This window comes from Colwellia psychrerythraea 34H (genome assembly GCF_000012325.1).
In the GTDB taxonomy this organism is placed as follows: Bacteria; Pseudomonadota; Gammaproteobacteria; order Enterobacterales; family Alteromonadaceae; genus Colwellia; species Colwellia psychrerythraea_A.
Window position 1 is genome coordinate 2,581,199 of the sequence record NC_003910.7, and the last position, 19,383, is coordinate 2,600,581.

General features: G+C 41.4%; 20 protein-coding genes. 16 read left to right on the forward strand and 4 right to left on the reverse strand.

Going from position 1 to position 19,383, the window contains the following annotated elements; all coding sequences use genetic code 11:
- Positions 1-210: 210 nt before the first annotated feature.
- The 7 genes from CPS_RS10940 to bluB all read left to right on the forward strand — a co-directional run bounded on the left by CPS_RS10940 (position 211) and on the right by bluB (position 3,400).
- Positions 211-492 carry a putative quinol monooxygenase gene (locus CPS_RS10940; RefSeq protein WP_011043272.1) on the forward strand — a complete coding sequence of 94 codons (282 nt, stop codon included), beginning with the start codon at positions 211-213 and terminating at the stop codon, positions 490-492.
- A 58-nt stretch (positions 493-550) separates the two neighbouring features.
- On the forward strand, positions 551-757 hold the full coding sequence (locus tag CPS_RS10945; RefSeq protein WP_011043273.1) for a hypothetical protein: 207 nt from the start codon (positions 551-553) through the stop codon (positions 755-757).
- 144 nt (positions 758-901) lie between these two features.
- On the forward strand, positions 902-1,393 hold the full coding sequence (locus CPS_RS10950) for a GNAT family N-acetyltransferase (RefSeq protein WP_011043274.1): 492 nt from the start codon (positions 902-904) through the stop codon (positions 1,391-1,393).
- Positions 1,394-1,497: 104 nt separating this feature from the next.
- A complete protein-coding gene (locus tag CPS_RS10955) occupies positions 1,498-1,863 on the forward strand; it encodes a cupin domain-containing protein (RefSeq protein WP_011043275.1) in 366 nt (121 codons plus the stop codon).
- 65 nt (positions 1,864-1,928) lie between these two features.
- Complete coding sequence (locus tag CPS_RS10960; protein ID WP_011043276.1) at positions 1,929-2,108, forward strand: hypothetical protein; 180 nt, start codon at positions 1,929-1,931, stop codon at positions 2,106-2,108.
- A gap of 154 nt (positions 2,109-2,262) precedes the next feature.
- Positions 2,263-2,403 carry a hypothetical protein gene (locus CPS_RS23385; protein ID WP_081428722.1) on the forward strand — a complete coding sequence of 47 codons (141 nt, stop codon included), beginning with the start codon at positions 2,263-2,265 and terminating at the stop codon, positions 2,401-2,403.
- A 346-nt stretch (positions 2,404-2,749) separates the two neighbouring features.
- Positions 2,750-3,400, forward strand: coding sequence for a 5,6-dimethylbenzimidazole synthase (bluB, locus tag CPS_RS10965; RefSeq protein ID WP_011043278.1), 651 nt, complete (start codon positions 2,750-2,752; stop codon positions 3,398-3,400).
- A gap of 12 nt (positions 3,401-3,412) precedes the next feature.
- On the opposite strand, the gene folE is transcribed toward bluB, so the two are convergent.
- From folE to CPS_RS10985, 4 genes are all read right to left on the reverse strand, one after another.
- Complete coding sequence (folE, locus tag CPS_RS10970) at positions 3,413-3,958, reverse strand: GTP cyclohydrolase I FolE (protein ID WP_011043279.1); 546 nt, start codon at positions 3,956-3,958, stop codon at positions 3,413-3,415.
- Between the two features lie 140 nt (positions 3,959-4,098).
- Positions 4,099-4,836 carry a substrate-binding periplasmic protein gene (locus tag CPS_RS10975; protein WP_011043280.1) on the reverse strand — a complete coding sequence of 246 codons (738 nt, stop codon included), beginning with the start codon at positions 4,834-4,836 and terminating at the stop codon, positions 4,099-4,101.
- A gap of 98 nt (positions 4,837-4,934) precedes the next feature.
- Positions 4,935-5,414 carry a serine dehydratase beta chain gene (locus tag CPS_RS10980; RefSeq protein ID WP_011043281.1) on the reverse strand — a complete coding sequence of 160 codons (480 nt, stop codon included), beginning with the start codon at positions 5,412-5,414 and terminating at the stop codon, positions 4,935-4,937.
- Positions 5,415-5,565: 151 nt separating this feature from the next.
- Complete coding sequence (locus CPS_RS10985) at positions 5,566-6,642, reverse strand: porin (RefSeq protein ID WP_011043282.1); 1,077 nt, start codon at positions 6,640-6,642, stop codon at positions 5,566-5,568.
- Positions 6,643-6,926: 284 nt separating this feature from the next.
- Here CPS_RS10985 and CPS_RS10990 point away from each other — a divergent pair, with 284 nt between their 5' ends.
- The 9 genes from CPS_RS10990 to CPS_RS11030 all read left to right on the forward strand — a co-directional run bounded on the left by CPS_RS10990 (position 6,927) and on the right by CPS_RS11030 (position 19,330).
- Positions 6,927-7,655: a response regulator transcription factor gene (locus tag CPS_RS10990; RefSeq protein ID WP_011043283.1), complete on the forward strand. Its 729-nt coding sequence runs from the start codon at positions 6,927-6,929 to the stop codon at positions 7,653-7,655.
- A complete protein-coding gene (locus CPS_RS10995) occupies positions 7,652-8,449 on the forward strand; it encodes a substrate-binding periplasmic protein (protein WP_011043284.1) in 798 nt (265 codons plus the stop codon). Before CPS_RS10990 ends, CPS_RS10995 begins: the two co-directional genes overlap by 4 nt.
- Positions 8,446-10,800 (forward strand): ATP-binding protein, encoded by a 2,355-nt coding sequence (locus CPS_RS11000; protein WP_011043285.1) that lies wholly within the window; start codon positions 8,446-8,448, stop codon positions 10,798-10,800. Before CPS_RS10995 ends, CPS_RS11000 begins: the two co-directional genes overlap by 4 nt.
- 361 nt (positions 10,801-11,161) lie before the next feature.
- Positions 11,162-12,670 carry a Na+/H+ antiporter NhaC gene (gene nhaC / locus CPS_RS11005; protein ID WP_011043286.1) on the forward strand — a complete coding sequence of 503 codons (1,509 nt, stop codon included), beginning with the start codon at positions 11,162-11,164 and terminating at the stop codon, positions 12,668-12,670.
- A gap of 148 nt (positions 12,671-12,818) precedes the next feature.
- Positions 12,819-14,072 carry a serine hydroxymethyltransferase gene (glyA, locus tag CPS_RS11010; RefSeq protein WP_011043287.1) on the forward strand — a complete coding sequence of 418 codons (1,254 nt, stop codon included), beginning with the start codon at positions 12,819-12,821 and terminating at the stop codon, positions 14,070-14,072.
- Between the two features lie 86 nt (positions 14,073-14,158).
- A complete protein-coding gene (locus tag CPS_RS11015; protein ID WP_011043288.1) occupies positions 14,159-15,409 on the forward strand; it encodes a sarcosine oxidase subunit beta family protein in 1,251 nt (416 codons plus the stop codon).
- 12 nt (positions 15,410-15,421) lie between these two features.
- Positions 15,422-15,721, forward strand: a complete 300-nt coding sequence (locus CPS_RS11020; protein ID WP_011043289.1) for a sarcosine oxidase subunit delta — start codon at positions 15,422-15,424, stop codon at positions 15,719-15,721.
- Entirely contained in the window at positions 15,718-18,741 is a 3,024-nt protein-coding gene (locus CPS_RS11025) for a sarcosine oxidase subunit alpha (protein WP_011043290.1), read from the forward strand. The genes CPS_RS11020 and CPS_RS11025 overlap by 4 nt, the downstream gene beginning before the upstream one ends.
- Positions 18,734-19,330, forward strand: a complete 597-nt coding sequence (locus CPS_RS11030; protein ID WP_011043291.1) for a sarcosine oxidase subunit gamma — start codon at positions 18,734-18,736, stop codon at positions 19,328-19,330. The genes CPS_RS11025 and CPS_RS11030 overlap by 8 nt, the downstream gene beginning before the upstream one ends.
- Positions 19,331-19,383: the final 53 nt, after the last annotated feature.

Here is a 19,383-nt window from a genome sequence, read left to right on the forward strand (position 1 = left end):
ATGTAGACGCTATAACGCTGTAAAATCTAGAGAGCGTTATTCGTTAATGAAACATAATCGTTAGATTAAACTATATATAAAAAATAGTGATTTCACTGTTTATAATGCGCTGATTTTGTGTGATATTAGCGATAATCGAATGGTTTTATGGGGCAGGTATTACTGATACATGACCATAATAAGTTGTTGTACATTCAGGAGAGCAGTGCAATGTCTAAAATTATTTTACAAGGTCACATCGTTGTTCCTGATGTTGATTTAGCTAAAGTGCAAGAAGCGCTTATCACGCATCAAATGTTGACAAGGCAAGAGTCTGGTTGCTTAATTTTTGACGTAACTAAAGATAGTATCAATAGTAATAAGTTTAATGTTTACGAAGAGTTTACTGACCAGCAAGCATTTGATAGCCATCAATTGAGAGTGAAAAATTCGAACTGGGGTAAAGTTACCATAAATCTGCAAAGACATTATCAAATTAGTCACTGTGTCTAAACGCGTTATCAGTCTCTTATTTGGCCGTTATGAACCTTTCAAGGGTTGGAGTTGAACAATGGATTTAGCATACTGGATAGATTTTATTGTTGTCTTTGCACTGGGCGTTATGCTTGTTCAAATATCTCACGGTAAATTTTTAGATACCGCAAAATTTAATCTCAATTTGAGTCCTAGTTTCTTGAAGATAATTCGATACATGGGGTTATTTATTATTGTTTACAGCGTCTATGGTGTAATCATTGATTATGCTGTTACTCATTAAACAGTGTGTTAGGCCTATAACAAACTAACTTATCAAAACAATAAGCCGTTTGACTTTATACTCTTCGCTTATTGTTGTTAAAATTTCCAGCCCATTTTTAGGGCATTATGTTTTCCTTTAACCTTTGCAGATTGAATAAACACGATGATAACTCTTAGAGAATTCAAAGAAGAAAATACAGCACAACTTACACATATTTTGAATGAACCAGAAGTCGTTAAATACTTATCATCTAAAATACCAAAACCCGATACTCTACAAGATGCACAATGGTGGATTTCGACTGGAAGTAAATTTGGAATTGTTAAAGCAATAGAGTGTAATGGTTCTTTGATTGGGTGTATTGGAGCAGATAGAGGCGAGTTTGAATATCAGCGCTCTGCTGAAATAGGCTATTGGATTGCAAAAGATTACTGGAGACAGGGTGTCGCTACTCAAGCTATTAGCGAATTAATACCATTGATATTTACAACTACCGACATTGTTAGACTTTTTGCATCCGTCTTTTCAGAAAACACGGCTTCCATGCGCGTTTTAGATAAATGTGGTTTAAAATTAGAGGCTATACACAAGAAAGCAATATATAAAGACGGTAAATTCTATGATAATCATATATTTAGTATATTGAAAACATAATGATAAATTAAAAAAATGACTTGCCGTTTGTTCGGTTTCGAGAAAAAAGATATTCAATTATTACGTAGCTCAGTAACTGGGCGCTATATATTAAGTAGGGTTTAATGAATAAAATCAATATTAGTGAAAAGTTTGGCCTGTTCAACGAAGTATGGACTCCAAAGGTTATCGCTGAATCAAATGGTCAATTAGTTAAAATAGCCAAAGGTAGTGGCGAACTTGTCTGGCATAAACATGATAATGAAGATGAACTTTTTATTGTGTTTAGAGGGCAACTTACTTTGCAATTGAGAAGTGAGAATATTGTACTTAACGCCGGTGAAATGTATGTCGTTCCTAAAGGTGTTGAACATTGCCCTAAAGCACAGCCAGATACACATTTTATGATGGTTGAACCTTCATCTACTGCTCATACGGGCGAACATCATAGTGAAGTAACCGTATCGTCAGAAAAGCAAGAATGGATTTAGCCTATAACAGGGTAACTTTTAGTGCTAATTACTATCATTCGGTTCGCGATATTTAGGATAAATAAATGCAAATATTAATAGGTGTGGTTCTAGTCGCAGTTAGCGTACTGCTATTTTATATAGATATACCATTGTTAGGCGCGATCTCACTTTTTATTGGATTCGGTGTATTACGGGGTTATAAAAAGGGTAAAAGGTTTTATTTAATCGGTGGACGTTCAAGTGACAGTGACTGCTGTGGTTAAAACATAATAAGTAAATACACTTTTTCATCTGAACAAGGTAAACAAATTATTCAATGTTTGGATCATCAAGCGCATTGCGAATACGGAAGTGATAAAAGATAGTGCAAAAGCCTAACAAGGGGTTATGTTAATTGTTTAAACAAGGACGTATCCAATAGAACTTGCTCGAACAGGGATCAGAGGCTGCGCAATCTTATCGTTTGATATCTCAGACTTGGGTAAAACTGAAAATGTAGAAATTATTAATTCAATACCTAATACCATTTACATTAATTTAGTGATCAAAATTCAATGAGGATAAATCTTCAAGTTCAAGGCGCGTGATTGAGCAATTGCTGGTTATTGGAATTGAGCGTAACGCAGAAAGTGTAGATATAGACCATTTGAATATGGGAAATTAATTAGTGTAATTGGTATAATAAGAGTATTGGTAAATATTCGCGTAGAATGCTGAAAAAATGGAAATGGCTTCCTGTTTCTTCAGAGGTGAATTTTACTGTGGAAAAAAGAACGCTAAGACTTGATTTTTGTATGGGGGGAGAGTCAACTGAACAATCCCAAAAAGACTGTATACAACAAACAAAATTAGCCTGTAGCTAATTCATACAACAAGGCGATTAAACGGTTTGTTAAAGGCAAATATGAATATTACTGATGTAGAAAGAGATGCGTTATATAAGGTGATTCACTCACGTAGAGATGTGCGAAAGGACTTTATCCCAAAAACTATTCCTGATGAAGTATTAGAACGTATCCTTAAGGCCGGACATCATGCGCCGAGTGTTGGTTTTATGCAGCCTTGGGACTTTATATTGGTTACTGAACAACAAACAAAAAATGCACTAAAAAAAGGTTATGAATCAGCCAGCGTTGAATCAGCTCAGAAATTTTCAGATGAAAAAAGAGCAGAATATCAAAGTTTCAAATTGGAAGGTATCTTAGAAGCACCATTAGGAATATGTGTTACCTGTGATCGAGAACGAAATGGACCTGTTGTCATAGGACGAACAATAAAACCTGAAATGGATCTCTATAGCACAGTGTGTGCAATTCAAAATATTTGGCTAGCGGCAAGGGCTGAAAATATAGGTTTGGGCTGGGTGAGTATCATACATGATGATGTATTGAGAGAAACATTAGATATACCAGCCAACATCGAGATAATTGCCTATTTATGTTTAGGGTATGTTTCAAACTTTAAAGATAAACCAGAATTAGAAACGTTTGGTTGGTTACCCAGAGAAAACATTAGCCAACTTATCCATAAAGAAAAATGGTCTAAAAAGGCATAATGCTCCTAAAGGTTACTTAACTAACGACAACATCTCTTGTCTTGCTGCGGGATTTTCTCTCATTTCCCCTAACATTACTGATGTTGTCATTGATGAGTTTTGTTTTTCTACACCACGCATCATCATGCATAAATGTTGTGCTTCAATAATCACACCTACACCAATAGAACCGGTTATCTCTTGTATAGATAATGCGATTTCTCTGGCTAGGTTTTCTTGAATTTGTAATCTCCTTGCATACATATCAACAATTCGGGCAAATTTTGATAGTCCTAAAACTTTACCACTAGGAAAATAAGCGATATGACATTTACCAATAAATGGCAGCATATGGTGTTCGCACATCGAGTATAATTCGATATTTTTTACCACAACCATTTCATCTGCTTCAGACTCAAATAATGCTCCATTTACTACATCATTAATGTTTTGTTGATAACCTTGAGTTAAAAACTCCATCGCTTTTGCTGCGCGTTTAGGGGTATCAATTAGGCCTTCTCTGTTAATGTCTTCACCAATGGTTGCAATGATTTCTCGATAATTATTTTCTATGCTCACTTAGTTATTCCTAGTACTAATTAATGGTTATATACCCGTTACCAATCAAAGTGCCGAACTTGAGTGATAATTGAAATCGCTCAAGCACTCTGTAACATGCATCCTTATCGGTAATGGGTATCTGCCGCTTGGTAAGTTCTTTATAATAAACCATTTGTTTTTAATATTGAGTCGTAAATACCATTGGTTTTTATTTTTGCTAACCCTTTATTAAAATCAGCAATAATTCTGTTATTTTTAGGGTTACTTAATCCACTGGTAATATGTAATGTATTGCTCGATAGTGGGGACGATGAAAATGAAACTTTATCTTTTAGTTCAGGCGCTTCATGTTTTATAAAAGCACGCGCTACTATTTCATCCTCTAACGTTAGATCTATACGGTTATGCACCAACTTTTTCAGATTATTAATAAATTTTGTTGTTTCAGGTTTCTTGAAATTCATCGCTTTCTTAAAATTATCACTGTAACCGTAGTCACGAATTACTCCGACGTTTTTTTTATTTAAACTTTCTAAGCCATCGTACTCAAATGAATCGTCTACACGTTTGATAAATTTTATATTGTTAACGAGGTAATCATCGCTGTAATTTAAGAATGTAGTTCTCTTCTTCGTCCACCAAGTACCAACAAGAATATCAACTTTGCCTTCTTTGACCGCTTTGATAGATCTTGTCCATGGCACGAATGTCATTTCTACTTCATGCCCTTGCTCTTTAAATGCAGCCCGTACTATTTGTAATGCAATGCCTTGGCCTGGTAAGTCAGGGGAAAGGAACGGTGGCCAAGAATCACCTGTGGCGGTTATTTTTTCAGCATATGCCATACCTGAAAAAGCAAGTGAAAGGGTAAAAACTGTAGATAGTAGACGTTTCATATTTAAAATCCTTTGTAGTTATAATTTATATTGTTTTAAAAAGTGAGTGTCAGTATTCATCGGCGCCAATAGGTCTCATCAGAAACCTTGTATTTGGGCTAACGATTCCATTTTCGTTTATTGACAATAAAACCACCGCCAACCGAATAGTAAATTTGGCTAAGTAATAATTCTTCACCGTTATAAGCTCTAAGCTCCATCGCATTAGCATGGTCAGGTAACGTTTGTGGACCATGAAAGGTAACGGCATTTTGACGTGGAAAACTACTGTCGTGCACGCCGAGTAATGATAAACGCTGAGTGGTTTCAACCTGTAGTAGGAATGCATCAATAATATCCGGATCAATGGTTTCCGGTTCGAACCCGGCTAATCCTAAGAGCACAGCTTTACAGCTACCCTGACTGATATCAGTTTGTGCCAGAGAACCAAATAATTCAGTTTTTACATGACTGACACGGTCTAACACCTTTTTTTGTTGAAGCAATTTGCTAAAACGAAAAGCAGCGCGCATTGGGCCAACAGTGTGAGAGCTGGAAGGATCAATTCCTATACTAACCATGTCAAAAGCACTTATCATAAAATTCTCTTGTCGCCTTGATTGAAGTCGGAACTGTGAATAGGAACCGTAAGTTTTAATGACGCGGCACTTGGTTTAATTGAGTGCCGCGCTAATATTAAAGTGATGATTTATAGTTCAAAAAGATTGATTCTACGCATCATCATTTTGATTAAAACTTAACATCGAAGTTGTAACGCATTCCAACGGTTAGCTGGTCGCTATCGCTAACGGCTAGGTTAACGTCGTCATTGTCATATTCGTTATGCTGGTATTCAATAAATAAGCGGAAATCTTTGCTGCCTTGCCATTCAAGCGTTGTATTAAAGCGTGCAACATCTTTTGAATTGACTTCAGCTTGCTCATCATCAAATTGTGATGCGCCAAACAATAACTTATATTCGCTATTGATTGCATAGGTCGCTACGACATCTATTGTCGTAATATCGCCATCCACTACATCGCGTGAAAAACCACCATAAGCGGCGGCAAAATACCAATCGCCAATACTTTTAGACGCTGTTACAGCAATGCTATTTTCATCGGCACCTGTAAAGTCTCTGGTTAGATAAGCAAAACCAAGCGTATAATCACTGCCTGTATAAATTGCACCAGCATTGAATAGTTCGCTGCCATCTATATCATCGTTTTCACCAGAGAATTGTGCTTCACCTCGTACTTGCAAGTTACCAAAAGATTTACGATAAGAAACTAATTCCTGCTTACGGAATACACCGACATCATCATAAGCTAAGGGTGTATTAGTACGGTTAAATATATCAACCACTCCCATTACTGCATAACTAGTAGTGTCTTGTTTACCAATAGCAACTCGTCCAAAGTCACCTTTTATACCAACATAAGCTTTGCGGGCGTCACCGAAGTGAGCATCGCCTTGGATTTGGACTTTAAATTCACCTCTGGTAAAGCCAATCATGCCATTACTCAATTTATGCTCAGCAGTAAAACCTATACGTGACAGTGCGTCGCCTACATCCCAGCTATCGTTGTCATCAGTACTAGTTACACCAAAAGTAGGGCGCAACGTGCCATAGAAACTCATTTTTGTATTTGATTCTTGCTCTGCTGTGACTACTTTGCCTTGTTCTAGCTGCGCTAAGCGTGTTTTAATTTCATTAAACTGGCGTTGTAATTCAGCTTCAGTCACATCTTCAGCAGCTTGTGCGGCGAAAATAGGTAACGCTAACGCTAAAGGAAGTAATACTGACTTTAATCTTGTGTGTTTCATGCTATACCCTTGTACTTATTGTGGAATTGTTATAATTATTCAAGAAGGTGAGGGCGGACTAAATGGGAATTTAATCACCAACCTTCCTGTTTTGCTTGGTGGTTTATACACCAGCGAACAAAACACTAACGGTACGATGTAAACCCACGATAAATAACATGTGCAAAGTTGTAAACAAGGTATACCAAGGCATTTACAAGCCACCTTTGTGACTTGACGGGATGAAATTTATCGATAGACTGAGCTAAAATAATAATAAGAAGAATAATTAGGGGACACTAATAATGCTATCTGACACTAAGATTTTAATAGTTGATGATGATGAACTGACTCGTCAAGTTTTAAGTAGTTACTTTGAAAATGAAGGTTATGACGTTTCATGTGCAACGACTGCTGAAGAGGCCGAAGAGTTATTGATTCTCGGCACAGTAGATCTCATTTTGCTCGATATCCGAATGCCTGGTAAAGACGGCCTGACTTTAACCAGAGAGTTACGGGTAAATAACGAAGTTGGCATTATTTTAGTCACGGGCAGTCAGGACGAAGTTGACCGTCTGATTGGGCTCGAATGTGGCGCAGATGAATATGTGACCAAACCTTTTAATCCTCGTGAAATATTGGCTAGGGCGAAAAACCTTATTCGACGTGTCAGACTGTGCCAAAAAGTAAAATCTGCAGATAATGATGACTATATTTTAAAGGCATTTGATTGTTGGAAACTGAACCCAGTTAGACGTCAACTTATCGATGAAGAACAAACAACAGTGCAATTAACTGAAGGTGAATTTCAATTACTAAAATGTCTGATGGACCATGTTGGCCAGATAATGACCCGAGACCAAATTCTCGATCAAATACGTAACCGAGAATGGGTACCAACGGATCGCACGGTTGATGTCTTAATCGGTCGTTTGCGTCGCAAGCTTGGTGATGATTCTACCAATCCACGCTTAATTTTGACTGTGCATGGCGCAGGTTATTTATTCACGCCAAAACTTGTTGATGTCGTATGAAACCATCCTGGTTAGCTCATTGTTTTTTAATAATGATTGGTTTAATGATGGTGTTCCAATCACCCAAAGGTCAAACAAGAGAGCTAATCGCATGTGGCCATCCTTACTATCCACCTGTCTCTTGGGTTCAACAGGAACAGTTAGTTGGTGTTGCTCCCGCAGTAGTTAAGCTGATTTTCGCCGAACTTGGCTACCAAGTTAGGCTTGATACCTTAGGTAATTGGAAACGTTGTTTGTCGGAAGTTAAAACAGGACATGCTGATATTGTGGTAGCGGCCTATAGGATCGCCAGTCGCGAGCCTGATTTTGACTTCAGTGAACAACATATTGTTGACGATCCCATTGGTATTTATGTCAATCCGAACAAGAGTAAAATTTATCATTCACTCAATGATTTAAAAGGAAAAACCGTGGGCTTGCTATTTGGTGATAGTTTCGGTGATAGTTTAGATAAATTTATTGAAGAGCATAATCAGGTAGAGTACGTTTCAGAGGGCCAACAGAATTTAAAAAAATTAGCTCAAGGTAGAATTGATTTCATACCATTAGGCATTGTTAGCGGTAAATTACAAACTCAAAAATTTGGTTATACCAAACAAATTATCGCTGCACCGTTTAAGTTAAAAACCGAGTACTATTATTTGGCGATAGGCTCCCATAGTGAACTTAGTCAACACCTACCTTACATTAATCAACGCTTAATTGAATTGCATCAAAGTGGTAAAATACAGCAGTTAGTCACTAAGTACAGTAAGACTTACCTTGAGTCATCAACTAAAGCGAATACCCCGTGAATTTTCCTAACATACTCGGCTTACGTCGTTTGATCCGTTACCCTAAAGATCACCCATTAAGTTATCGGATGATGGTTTATACCACCCTCTATAGCTTTGTGTTTATTATGCTGTCGACCGCGGTACAAATTACCTTAGACTACCGTCGAGAAATGCGTAATATCGATCAGCAGATCCAATTAATTAGTACTAGTTACATCGCCAGTTTGGCTCGTAGTATGTGGGATTTTGATCAAGCTCAGCTTGAACTACAACTTAAAGGTATTAAGGCGCTGCCAGATATCGCTAGCCTTGAACTTAAAGATCATACGAATAAAACACTTATCCGTTTGCCTGAGCAAGTCGTTGAGGGCAAGGTAATGAAATCAAGCTTTGGACTCAGCATTCCTAACAAGCGGGTTGGCAATAATGATAGTCAAAATGAACAAAGTAATAGACGTCAATTAGGTACACTGATTATTGCCACCAACCTAGCCACCATACACGCTAGATTATGGCAGACTGGTTTTAATATTTTATTAAACCAGACACTGCTGGTAGTCCTGATCATGTTAGTGATTATGTTCATTTTACAACGACTGATTACTAGGCATCTCGAAAGCATGGCGGGTTACAGTAAAGCTATCGGTGACGGTGACCTCGAAGCTCCGCTGACGTTAAGCCGCCGACAACCAAATTTTCCTGATGAATTGAACCAATTAGTTAATGCGCTTAATGATATGCGACTGGCGATTCGTCATGATATAAATCGACGAGAAGAAGAGAAGCAAGCATTACGTTATAATCGCGATCAGCTGCAACAAATGGTCGAACGTCGAACCATGAGTTTACAACAAGCGAAGGAAATCGCCGAAGAAGCTAACAAGGCCAAATCACAGTTTTTAGCGACCATGAGTCATGAAATTCGCACGCCGATGAATGGTATGCTTGGCATGATTCAGCTACTGCAAAACAATGAACTTACCGATCCCCAATCTCATCGTGTGAAGATTTTGCATGATTCAACGGAAGCCTTGCTTGAAACCTTTGACCATGTATTGCAATTTGCTCAACTGGAAGAGGGGGGATATGTCTGCTCTGAATCTTTTTTCTCTTTGGACGAGTTACTACATAATCTTATTAGCTTGATGCAACCTAAAGCGGATGAAAAACATCTGCAGTTGAAACTTGATACACCAGTCACGGGTGATTGTTACCATGACGCGGCAGGTAGCTTACGCCAAATATTAACTAATTTATTGGCTAATGCGATCAAATTTACTGATCAAGGTGAAATATTGCTCCGTGTCTCTCACCTTGAACAAAGTGAGCATCAACATCGATTGCGTTTTTCAATACAAGATAGCGGCATTGGCATTGAACCGGCATTGCAGCAGCACATATTTGAACGTTTTACTCAGGCCGATGAGTCGATCACGCGTCGCTTTGGTGGAACGGGTTTAGGACTTTCGATTTGTCGTCAATTAAGTCAGGAAATGGGCGGACAGATTGGTGTAGAAAGTACCGTAGGTCAAGGAAGTACTTTTTGGGTTGAAGTAAAACTTAAAGTTGCTAAAGCGAGCGAATTTAAAGCTAAAGCAGTATTACCTGAATTGCCACTACTGAAAATTTTATTAGTAGAAGATGTCGAAATTAATCAACAGGTAGTGCTGGGGTTACTCGAAAAACACCAAGTGATATTAGCTGATAATGGTCATGATGCCATTGGAACCGCCAATCGTGAGACTTTCGATATCATTTTGATGGATATGCATTTACCAGGAATAAGCGGACTCGATATCAGTGCTAAAATACGTGAAAACGATAAATGCTGTAATTATAAAACGCCGATAATAGCATTAACCGCGAGCGTTCGCCCCGACGATATTCAAGACTATTTTAATGCTGGATTACAAGATGTTGTCGCTAAACCTGTGAAGCAACAGTTACTATTAGAGGCTATAGAGCGTGCACTCGATCCACAAAAACCCAAACTATCTAAAGTTATCCAACAGGTAGATACCACTAGTGACATGCCGTTACTTGATCTATCAATGATCGAAACTCATCTACAGATCTTAGGTCCGGCTAAATTAGCAAAACTCATGGAAAGCTTTTGTAAAACTCAACAGCAACTTTGGCCTGCATTGAAACAAAGCCTAGCGAGTGACGATCATTATGAAGTAGAACATCAAGCCCATGCACTCGCAGGTGCTTGTGATATGCTCGGTTTTGTCAAAGCCAGTAATCTATTGCGTCAACTAGAGCAGAACGCCAAAAAGGGTACCATTAAGCAAGTTTCACAACTGCTTTTACAACTCAACCCTATCATGGAACAGAGTTTAGCTAAGGCAGAAACCTACTGCAGTTAAACCACATAAAAACAAACTACCTCTTAAATTAAGATGAGGTTAATCTAGGTTGAAATTGGGTCTCACTATAATTTCAACCTAGTTTTTTATAGCTTAAACACTATTACATCATAAATAAGACAACAAAAAGCCACATCTCCTTAATTGTCTATATCAGCTGCACGCCCCATATCCATTTACTTCAAATCAAATTCTTCTATCAGTTTATCGTTCATGTAACACCGCTAACAATCCTGTTTACATCTTTATACAAGTTGTTAATTCTGAGTTTACATCTAGCCTTTAGTGTTATCAGGGTGGTGAGAAACAGTTCAAATTTTTGAATTATTATTCACAACCGATAACTCAACAGGAGTAAATAATGACTGAAAAAAATATAATAAAACCCAGTTTATTTATGGCAATACTGCCGATAATATTGACACTGACAATTCTAGGCATTCAATTATTCTATTACGGCGACTTTACGCCTCATATTCCTCTCGCTATTGGAATCGCGATTACAGCCACTTTGGGATGGTTTCGTGGTTATCGCTGGGATGATATGGAAAAAGGAGTGATGCACGTTATTCGTGTCGGGCTTCCATCAATTGCTATTCTAATGACCGTTGGTATGATCGTCGGCGTCTGGATTGCCTCAGGTACTGTACCAGCGCTAATATACTACGGATTAAAAGTATTGAATCCAGAAATATTTTTAGCTGCAGCCATGGTGTTATGTGCCGTAGTATCTGTATCTTTAGGAACATCTTGGGGTACAACAGGTACCGTAGGCCTTGCCTTGATGGGTATTGGTTCTGGCTTTGATGTCCCAATGTACTGGACTGCCGGGGCTGTAGTTTCCGGTGCTTTCTTTGGTGACAAAATATCACCACTCTCTGATACTACCAATTTGGCACCTGCAGTAACGGGCGTCAATTTATTTGATCATATTCGTAATATGTTACCAACAACGGTACCTGCAATGCTTATTGCTTTGGTCATCTATATATTCGTTGGATTTAATCTAATTGGTTCGAATGAAGTCGACTTCTCTAAAATAGAAGCTATTACTAATGGTCTAGAGAGCAATTTCAATATCAGCTTATTAGTGTTACTACCTCCATTACTGGTCATTGTGCTTGCCCTTAAAAAGATGCCTGCCTTACCTTCGTTGTTCGCTGGTGTATTGGCTGGTGCGTTACTCGCTATATTCGTTCAGGGCGCTTCATTGCATGAAATATTTAACTTCATGCAATCAGGTTATAAAATTGAAACCGGTGTTTCTGAAATTGATGGCTTGCTAAATCGTGGTGGTGTTCAATCAATGACCTGGGTTATCACGTTAGTTGTCATTGCGTTAGGTTTTGGCGGCGTACTTGAACGTACCAAATGTCTGGAAACTATTATTACGGCAATACTTAGCCGCGTTAAGTCATTTTTTGGCTTACAAGCATCAGCTACGGGTGCTGCAATAGCAACCAACCTTGTTGCTGGCGACCCTTACCTTTCCATTGCGTTACCAGGAAGAATGTTTGCACCAGCTTATGTTGATAAAGGTTACTCGAAATTGAACTTATCACGTGCTGTTGAAGAAGGTGGAACCTTAATTTCTCCGCTAATACCTTGGAATGCTGGTGGTGCTTTTGTTATTACCGCACTAGGTTTGGGGATTGCTGAAGGTAACATTGAAAACCTACTTTATATTCCGTTAGCATTCGCCTGTTGGTTATCTCCATTAATTGGTTTGACTTATGCCGCACTTGGACGTTTTTCACCAAAAATGTCAGCGGAAGAGTTAGACCGATATCAACGTGAAGAAGAGGAAATATCTGAAAATAAAACTGTTGAAGTAAGGAAAGGGGCGAATATGTCCGCCAAACACGCTTAGCAGCATAATTAATTAAGTCACTGCTACGTAGAGTTCGTAATTTATTGTAGTAATGGCGTTAATAGAACAATTACTGGCTTGTGATCAAGCCAGTATAAAAACAACCTAAAATAAAAACTACGGCATGTTTAGCCGCGGAGAAAGCAAAATGTTTTACAAAAATGATCAAATAGCCGGTTTCGATGACAGTATTTGGCAAGCCATGGAGCAAGAAGACAAACGTCAACAAGATCACGTTGAATTAATTGCCTCAGAAAACTATACCAGTGCGCGCGTGATGCAAGCCCAAGGCAGTCAACTGACCAACAAATACGCCGAAGGTTATCCTGGTAAACGTTATTACGGCGGCTGTGAACACGTTGATGTGATTGAGCAACTGGCGATTGATCGTGCAAAAGAATTGTTCGGCGCTGATTACGCCAATGTACAACCCCATTCTGGCTCACAAGCCAATGCCGCAGTATTTATGGCCTTGCTTAAGCCCGGTGAAACGGTGCTCGGCATGAGCTTAGCGCACGGTGGTCATTTAACCCACGGCTCTAAAGTAAGCTTCTCTGGTAAAATTTATAACGCAGTGCAATACGGCTTAAATGAAGCAACCGGTGAAATTGACTACGAAGAAGTCGAGCGTCTTGCAAAAGAGCATCAACCGAAAATGATTATTGCCGGTTTCTCAGCGTATTCACGTGTGGTTGATTGGCAGCGTTTTCGTGACATTGCCGATAGCATTGGCGCGTGGTTATTTGTCGATATGGCGCACGTAGCTGGTTTAGTGGCGGCAGGTCTTTATCCTAACCCGGTACCGATTGCGGATGTGGTGACTACCACTACCCATAAAACCTTACGTGGTCCTCGTGGCGGTTTGATTTTAGCGAAACAAAATGACGAACTGGCTAAGAAATTAAATTCAGCGGTATTCCCTGCCGGTCAAGGTGGCCCGTTGATGCATGTTATCGCGGCCAAAGCGATTTGTTTCAAAGAAGCACTTGGCGAGGGTTATGTTGAGTATCAGCAACAGGTTATCGATAACGCCCGTGAAATGGCAAAAACATTCCAAACCCGTGGTTATAACGTAGTTTCTGGCGGTACGGACAATCATTTATTTTTATTGGATTTAATCGATAAAGGTATTACCGGTAAAGACGCCGATGCTGCGCTTGGCCGCGCTAATATCACGGTCAATAAAAACTCCGTGCCTAACGACCCACAATCACCATTTGTCACCAGTGGTCTGCGTATCGGCACACCAGCCATCACCAGTCGTGGTTTTGGACTTGAGGAAGCAGCAGCATTAACGGGTTGGATTTGTGATGTGTTAGATGACATTAGCAATGAGCAAGTGATTGATGACGTGCGAAGTAAAGTGTTGGACTTATGTGAAAAAAATCCGGTCTACCGCTAGGTAACCCGACTGAGCGCTAAGCGGCTTAGCAGCGGCTTAGCTATCCTTGTTTAGCCAATAATACAATGTAGAAAAAAGGGTATACCATGCAACAATATTCAGGATTTGGTTTATTAAAACACTCGTTAACTTACCACGAGAATTGGCAACGGGTTTGGAGTAATCCTACCCCGAAAAAACACTATGATGTTGTTATCATAGGCGGTGGTGGACATGGTCTGGCAACGGCTTATTATTTAGCGAAAGAGCATGGCATCACTAACATTGCCGTGATTGAAAAAGGTTATTTAGGCGGCGGTAATACCGCGCGTAATACCACCATTGTGCGTTCAAACTATTTATGGGACGAAGCGTCTCACTTATATGAGCATTCCTTAAAATTATGGGAAGGCTTAGCACAAGAGCTGAACTATAACTTGATGTTTAGTCAACGCGGTGTATTAAACCTAGGCCATACCCTACAAGACATGCGTGATATTGAACGCCGCGTGAATGCTAACCGTCTTAACGGCATTGATGGTGAAGTCTTAACCACCGCACAAGTACAAGAAATGGTGCCTATTTTAGATTGCTCAACCAATGCACGTTTTCCGGTGATGGGCGCTTCATGGCAAGCCCGTGCAGGTACGGCTCGTCACGACGCGGTTGCCTGGGGTTTTGCTCGCGCAGCCGATGCGTTAGGGGTTGATTTATTACAGCAAACGGAAGTCACTGGCATTCGCCGTAAAGATGGCGCAGTAGAGGGCGTTGAAACCAATCGCGGCTTTATTTCGGCCGGTAAAGTGGCATGTGTCGCTGCGGGTAACTCCAGTGTTATCGCCAAGATGGTGGGCATGGAATTACCGCTTGAATCTCATCCACTGCAAGCGATGGTATCAGAGCCATTAAAACCAATTTTAAATACCGTGGTGATGTCCAATCATGTCCACGGGTATGTCAGTCAATCCGATAAAGGTGACTTGGTCATCGGCGCGGGTATTGATGGTTATACCGGTTATGGTCAGCGCGGCTCTTTTAATGTGGTTGAGCATACTATTGCCGCCATTATCGAAATGTTTCCTATTTTCAGTCGTGTGCGTCTTAATCGCGCCTGGGGCGGCGTGGTTGATACGTGCCCAGATGCCTGTCCTATCATTTCGAAAACACACATCAAAGGACTGTATTTTAACTGTGGTTGGGGCACGGGTGGTTTTAAGGCTACGCCGGGCGCTGGGCATGTCTTTGCGCATACTATCGCCAACGATGAGCCACACCCGTTAGCCAAACCCTTTAGTATCGACCGCTTTTCATCAGGCGAATTAATTGACGAACACGGCGCTGCCGGTGTTGCGCACTAAGAGGAATTTATTATGTTACTTATCCACTGTCCTTATTGTGAAGAGCTGCGCGAAGAAGAAGAGTTTAGCCCTGCTGGGCAAGCTCATATCGTGCGCCCACTTCAACCCGAAGAAATTAGTGATGAGCAATGGGCACGTTACTTGTTTTTCCGTAAAAACCCGCGCGGTTTACATCACGAGATGTGGCTACATGCGGCCGGTTGTCGCAAATATTTCAACGCGACCCGAAACACCGTGACCTATGAAATCATGGAAACTTACAAAATGGGCCTAAAGCCCAGCGTCACCGCTAGTGAAGAGGGCCAATCATGAGCCAAGTTAATCGAATCGCTGGAAGCAGCAAACGCATTAATCGCAACCGCACCTTAACCTTTAGCTTTAACGGCAAAGAATATACAGGTTTTGAAGGCGATACCGTCGCATCAGCCTTGTTAGCTAATGGTGTTGATGTCGTTGGGCGTAGTTTTAAGTACTCACGTCCTCGCGGTATTATTACCAGTGACTCGCAAGAGCCGAACGCCATTTTTCAAATTGGCTCGACGCAAGCGACCACTATTCCTAACCCACGCGCGACACAAACCGACTTGTACCAAGGATTAACCGCAAGCTCAACCAACGGTTGGCCTAATGTTGATTTCGATTTAATGGGCACCGTGGGCAAATTAGGTGGCTCGATGATGCCGCCCGGGTTTTATTACAAAACCTTTATGTTTCCACAATCGTTATGGATGTCATACGAGCACTTAATTCGCAAAGGCGCTGGTTTAGGGGCAAGTCCTCAGCAAAATGACCCGGACAGTTATGACAAAATGCACCATCATTGTGATGTGATGATTGTCGGTGGTGGTCCTGCGGGCTTAGCCGCAGCGTTATCTGCTGCGCAAACAGGCGCACGCGTTATCATCAGTGATGAGCAAAATGAATTTGGCGGCAGTTTATTATGCTCAACGCAGCAAATAGATGGCCAATTGCCGAGTCAATGGGTAGAAAAAACCGTGGCACAGCTTAGCGAGATGGATAACGTGATGTTACTTCCTCGCAGCACGGTGTTTGGTTATTACGACCATAACCTAGTGGGCATTAATGAACGTCGCACCGACCATTTAGGTGAGCATCAACTGCAAAGCACCCGTCAACGCGTGCATAAAGTGCGCGCTAAACAAGTGATTTTAGCCACCGGTGCTCATGAGCGTCCGCTTGTTTATGGTAACAATGACGTGCCAGGTTGTATGTTAGCCAATGCAATTTCTACCTACATTAATCGCTATGATGTAGTACCAGGCAAGCAATTGGTGTTAATGACCACCAATGATAATGCCTACAAAACCGCGATTGATTGGCATCAAGCCGGTCGTAAAGTGGTCGCTATCGTTGATACGCGAAGCACCTCAAATGGCGACTTGGTCAATAAGGTCAAAAAACTGGGCATCGATATCATCTTTGGCCATGGCGTGATTGAAGTCAAAGGCAGCAAACGCGTCAAAGGCGTTGAGGTTGCGCCAATCAATGCGAGTAATCACAGTGTTACTGGTCCAGCGAAACATATTGTCTGTGATACGGTTGCCAGCTCAGGTGGTTGGAGCCCTGTTATTCATTTGTCATCACACACAGGCTCGCGTCCGGTGTGGAACGACGACATTGCGGGGTTTGTACCCGGTGATACCGTGCAAAAGCAACACAGTTGCGGTGGACTGGAAGGCGTTTACGCGTTATCAAAAGTCATCAGTGATGGTTTCACCACTGGCGCTGTCGCAGCAGAGGCCGCAGGCAAAGGTGATGGACGTTATGCGGGGAACTCGCCAACAACCAGCGACCCACAAGAAGATGCGTCCATGGCGCTGTTTCACATACCGCACAGTAAAAAAACCAGTCGCGCGCCAAAACAGTTTGTTGATTATCAAAATGATGTCACCGCCGCAGGTATTGAACTGGCAAACCGTGAAGGCTTTGAATCGATTGAGCATGTCAAACGCTACACCGCGTTAGGTTTTGGTACGGACCAAGGCAAGTTAGGTAATATCAACGGCATGGCAATTACCGCTAAATCGTTAGGTAAAACTATCCCTGAAACGGGCACCACTATCTTCCGCCCTATGTATACCCCCACCACGTTTGGCGCCTTAGCGGGTGCGGATGTGAAGCACTTGTTCGACCCAGCACGTTTTAGCGCTATGCATAAATGGCATTTAGAAAATGGCGCTGAGTTTGAAGATGTTGGCCAATGGAAACGCCCGTGGTACTTCCCACAGCCAGGCGAAACCATGCAGCAATCACTCGAGCGTGAATGTTTAGCAACACGTAACAGTGTCGGTATTTTAGATGCTTCGACCTTAGGTAAAATTGATATTCAAGGCAAAGATGCACGCGAATTTTTAAACCGCGTCTATACCAACCCATGGAGCAAGTTAGGCGTAGGCAAATGTCGCTACGGCGTTATGTGTAAAGAAGACGGTATGGTCTTTGATGATGGGGTTACCGTCTGTCTTGACGATAATCGTTTTATCATGACCACCACCACTGGCGGGGCGGCGGGCGTATTGCAATGGTTAGAGCTATGGCATCAAACCGAGTGGCCTGAGCTGGAGGTGTATTTCTCAACCGTGACTGACCATTGGTCAACCATGACTATCTCAGGACCTAACTCTCGTAAAGTCTTGGAGAAAATCTGTGATATTGATGTCAGTAATGACAGTTTCAAGTACATGGATTGGCGCGCAGCGACGGTTGCGGGGGTTAAAGCACGCATTTTCCGTATCTCGTTTACCGGCGAGCTGTCGTTTGAAATTAACGTGCAAGCAAACTATGGCATGCATGCCTGGAAAGCGGTGATGGCGGCGGGTGAAGAATTTAATATCACCCCGTATGGCACCGAAACCATGCATATTTTACGTGCAGAAAAAGGCTTTATCATTGTCGGACAAGACACCGATGGCTCGGTGACACCACAAGATTTAGACATGGACTGGGTTGTGGGTAAGAAAAAAGACTTTAGCTTTATTGGTAAACGCTCTTGGACGCGCTTTGACAATAAACGTGACGATCGTAAACAAATGGTGGGCTTGAAACCGAAAGACCCTACTTTTGTACTGCCTGAAGGCGCACAAATTGTCTTTGAGAAAAACCAATCCATCCCAATGAAAATGGTGGGTCACGTTACCTCAAGTTATTACAGTGCTTGTATGGGCTACTCGTTTGCCTTAGCAGTCGTTAAAGGCGGTATTAGCCGCAAAGGTGAGAGTGTCTATTTGCCATTAAGTGATGGCACCACCGTGGAAGCTGAAATTTGCAGCCCAGTATTTTATGATCCAAAGGGAGACCGTCAAAATGTCTAACTCAATCCAGGTAGAATCGCCGCTACACCATGCTCAACTTGACCAATTAATTGGCCAATCAAGCGCGGGTGGCATTGTCTTGCATGAGCATAAGTTATTGGGTCACCTTAACTTACGTGGCAACTGTGCGGATGCTGAATTTTTAGCTGGTGTACAAGAAGCACTCGGGGTCGCACTGCCTATTACGCCGTGTAGCAGCGCCAAGAGTGAGCTCGCACAAATCATGTGGTTAGCGCCCGATGAATGGTTAATTATTGTCGCCTCAGGCAATGAAGATGAAGTCGAGCAAAAGCTGCGTTCGTATTTAACCGGCCACTTTGCCGTCAGTGATATCAGTGGCGCGCAAACTCTGATTGAACTGAGTGGTGAGCATGTTATCGACTTGATGAAAAAATCAACTGGTTATGATTTACACCTGGATAGCTTTCCCGTGGGTAAAGTCGTGGGTACCACCTTTGCTAAAACGGGTGCGCATATCTTGCGCGTGAGCGAAGATTCGTTTCAGCTGGTGGTACGTCGCAGTTTTTCTGACTATGTGTGGTTATGGATCCAACAAGGTAGCCAAGAATACGGCCTGACGATCGTTTAACGCTTGTTTAGCTAAAACCAATCGCCCCTTAACGCACATTGTTTGTTGTTTCA

What these genes read in the sequence shown, in the direction of transcription:
- CPS_RS10940 (WP_011043272.1), top strand. Translation starts at nt 211, where the DNA reads ATGTCTAAAATTATTTTACAAGGTCACATCGTTGTTCCTGATGTTGAT.
- CPS_RS10960 (WP_011043276.1), top strand. Translation starts at nt 1,929, where the DNA reads ATGCAAATATTAATAGGTGTGGTTCTAGTCGCAGTTAGCGTACTGCTA.
- CPS_RS10985 (WP_011043282.1), bottom strand. Translation starts at nt 6,642, where the DNA reads ATGAAACACACAAGATTAAAGTCAGTATTACTTCCTTTAGCGTTAGCG.
- CPS_RS10990 (WP_011043283.1), top strand. Translation starts at nt 6,927, where the DNA reads ATGCTATCTGACACTAAGATTTTAATAGTTGATGATGATGAACTGACT.
- CPS_RS10980 (WP_011043281.1), bottom strand. Translation starts at nt 5,414, where the DNA reads ATGATAAGTGCTTTTGACATGGTTAGTATAGGAATTGATCCTTCCAGC.
- CPS_RS10995 (WP_011043284.1), top strand. Translation starts at nt 7,652, where the DNA reads ATGAAACCATCCTGGTTAGCTCATTGTTTTTTAATAATGATTGGTTTA.
- CPS_RS11015 (WP_011043288.1), top strand. Translation starts at nt 14,159, where the DNA reads ATGCAACAATATTCAGGATTTGGTTTATTAAAACACTCGTTAACTTAC.
- CPS_RS11030 (WP_011043291.1), top strand. Translation starts at nt 18,734, where the DNA reads ATGTCTAACTCAATCCAGGTAGAATCGCCGCTACACCATGCTCAACTT.
- bluB (WP_011043278.1), top strand. Translation starts at nt 2,750, where the DNA reads ATGAATATTACTGATGTAGAAAGAGATGCGTTATATAAGGTGATTCAC.
- CPS_RS11020 (WP_011043289.1), top strand. Translation starts at nt 15,422, where the DNA reads ATGTTACTTATCCACTGTCCTTATTGTGAAGAGCTGCGCGAAGAAGAA.
- CPS_RS10950 (WP_011043274.1), top strand. Translation starts at nt 902, where the DNA reads ATGATAACTCTTAGAGAATTCAAAGAAGAAAATACAGCACAACTTACA.
- CPS_RS10975 (WP_011043280.1), bottom strand. Translation starts at nt 4,836, where the DNA reads ATGAAACGTCTACTATCTACAGTTTTTACCCTTTCACTTGCTTTTTCA.
- nhaC (WP_011043286.1), top strand. Translation starts at nt 11,162, where the DNA reads ATGACTGAAAAAAATATAATAAAACCCAGTTTATTTATGGCAATACTG.
- CPS_RS10945 (WP_011043273.1), top strand. Translation starts at nt 551, where the DNA reads ATGGATTTAGCATACTGGATAGATTTTATTGTTGTCTTTGCACTGGGC.
- CPS_RS11025 (WP_011043290.1), top strand. Translation starts at nt 15,718, where the DNA reads ATGAGCCAAGTTAATCGAATCGCTGGAAGCAGCAAACGCATTAATCGC.
- glyA (WP_011043287.1), top strand. Translation starts at nt 12,819, where the DNA reads ATGTTTTACAAAAATGATCAAATAGCCGGTTTCGATGACAGTATTTGG.
- CPS_RS10955 (WP_011043275.1), top strand. Translation starts at nt 1,498, where the DNA reads ATGAATAAAATCAATATTAGTGAAAAGTTTGGCCTGTTCAACGAAGTA.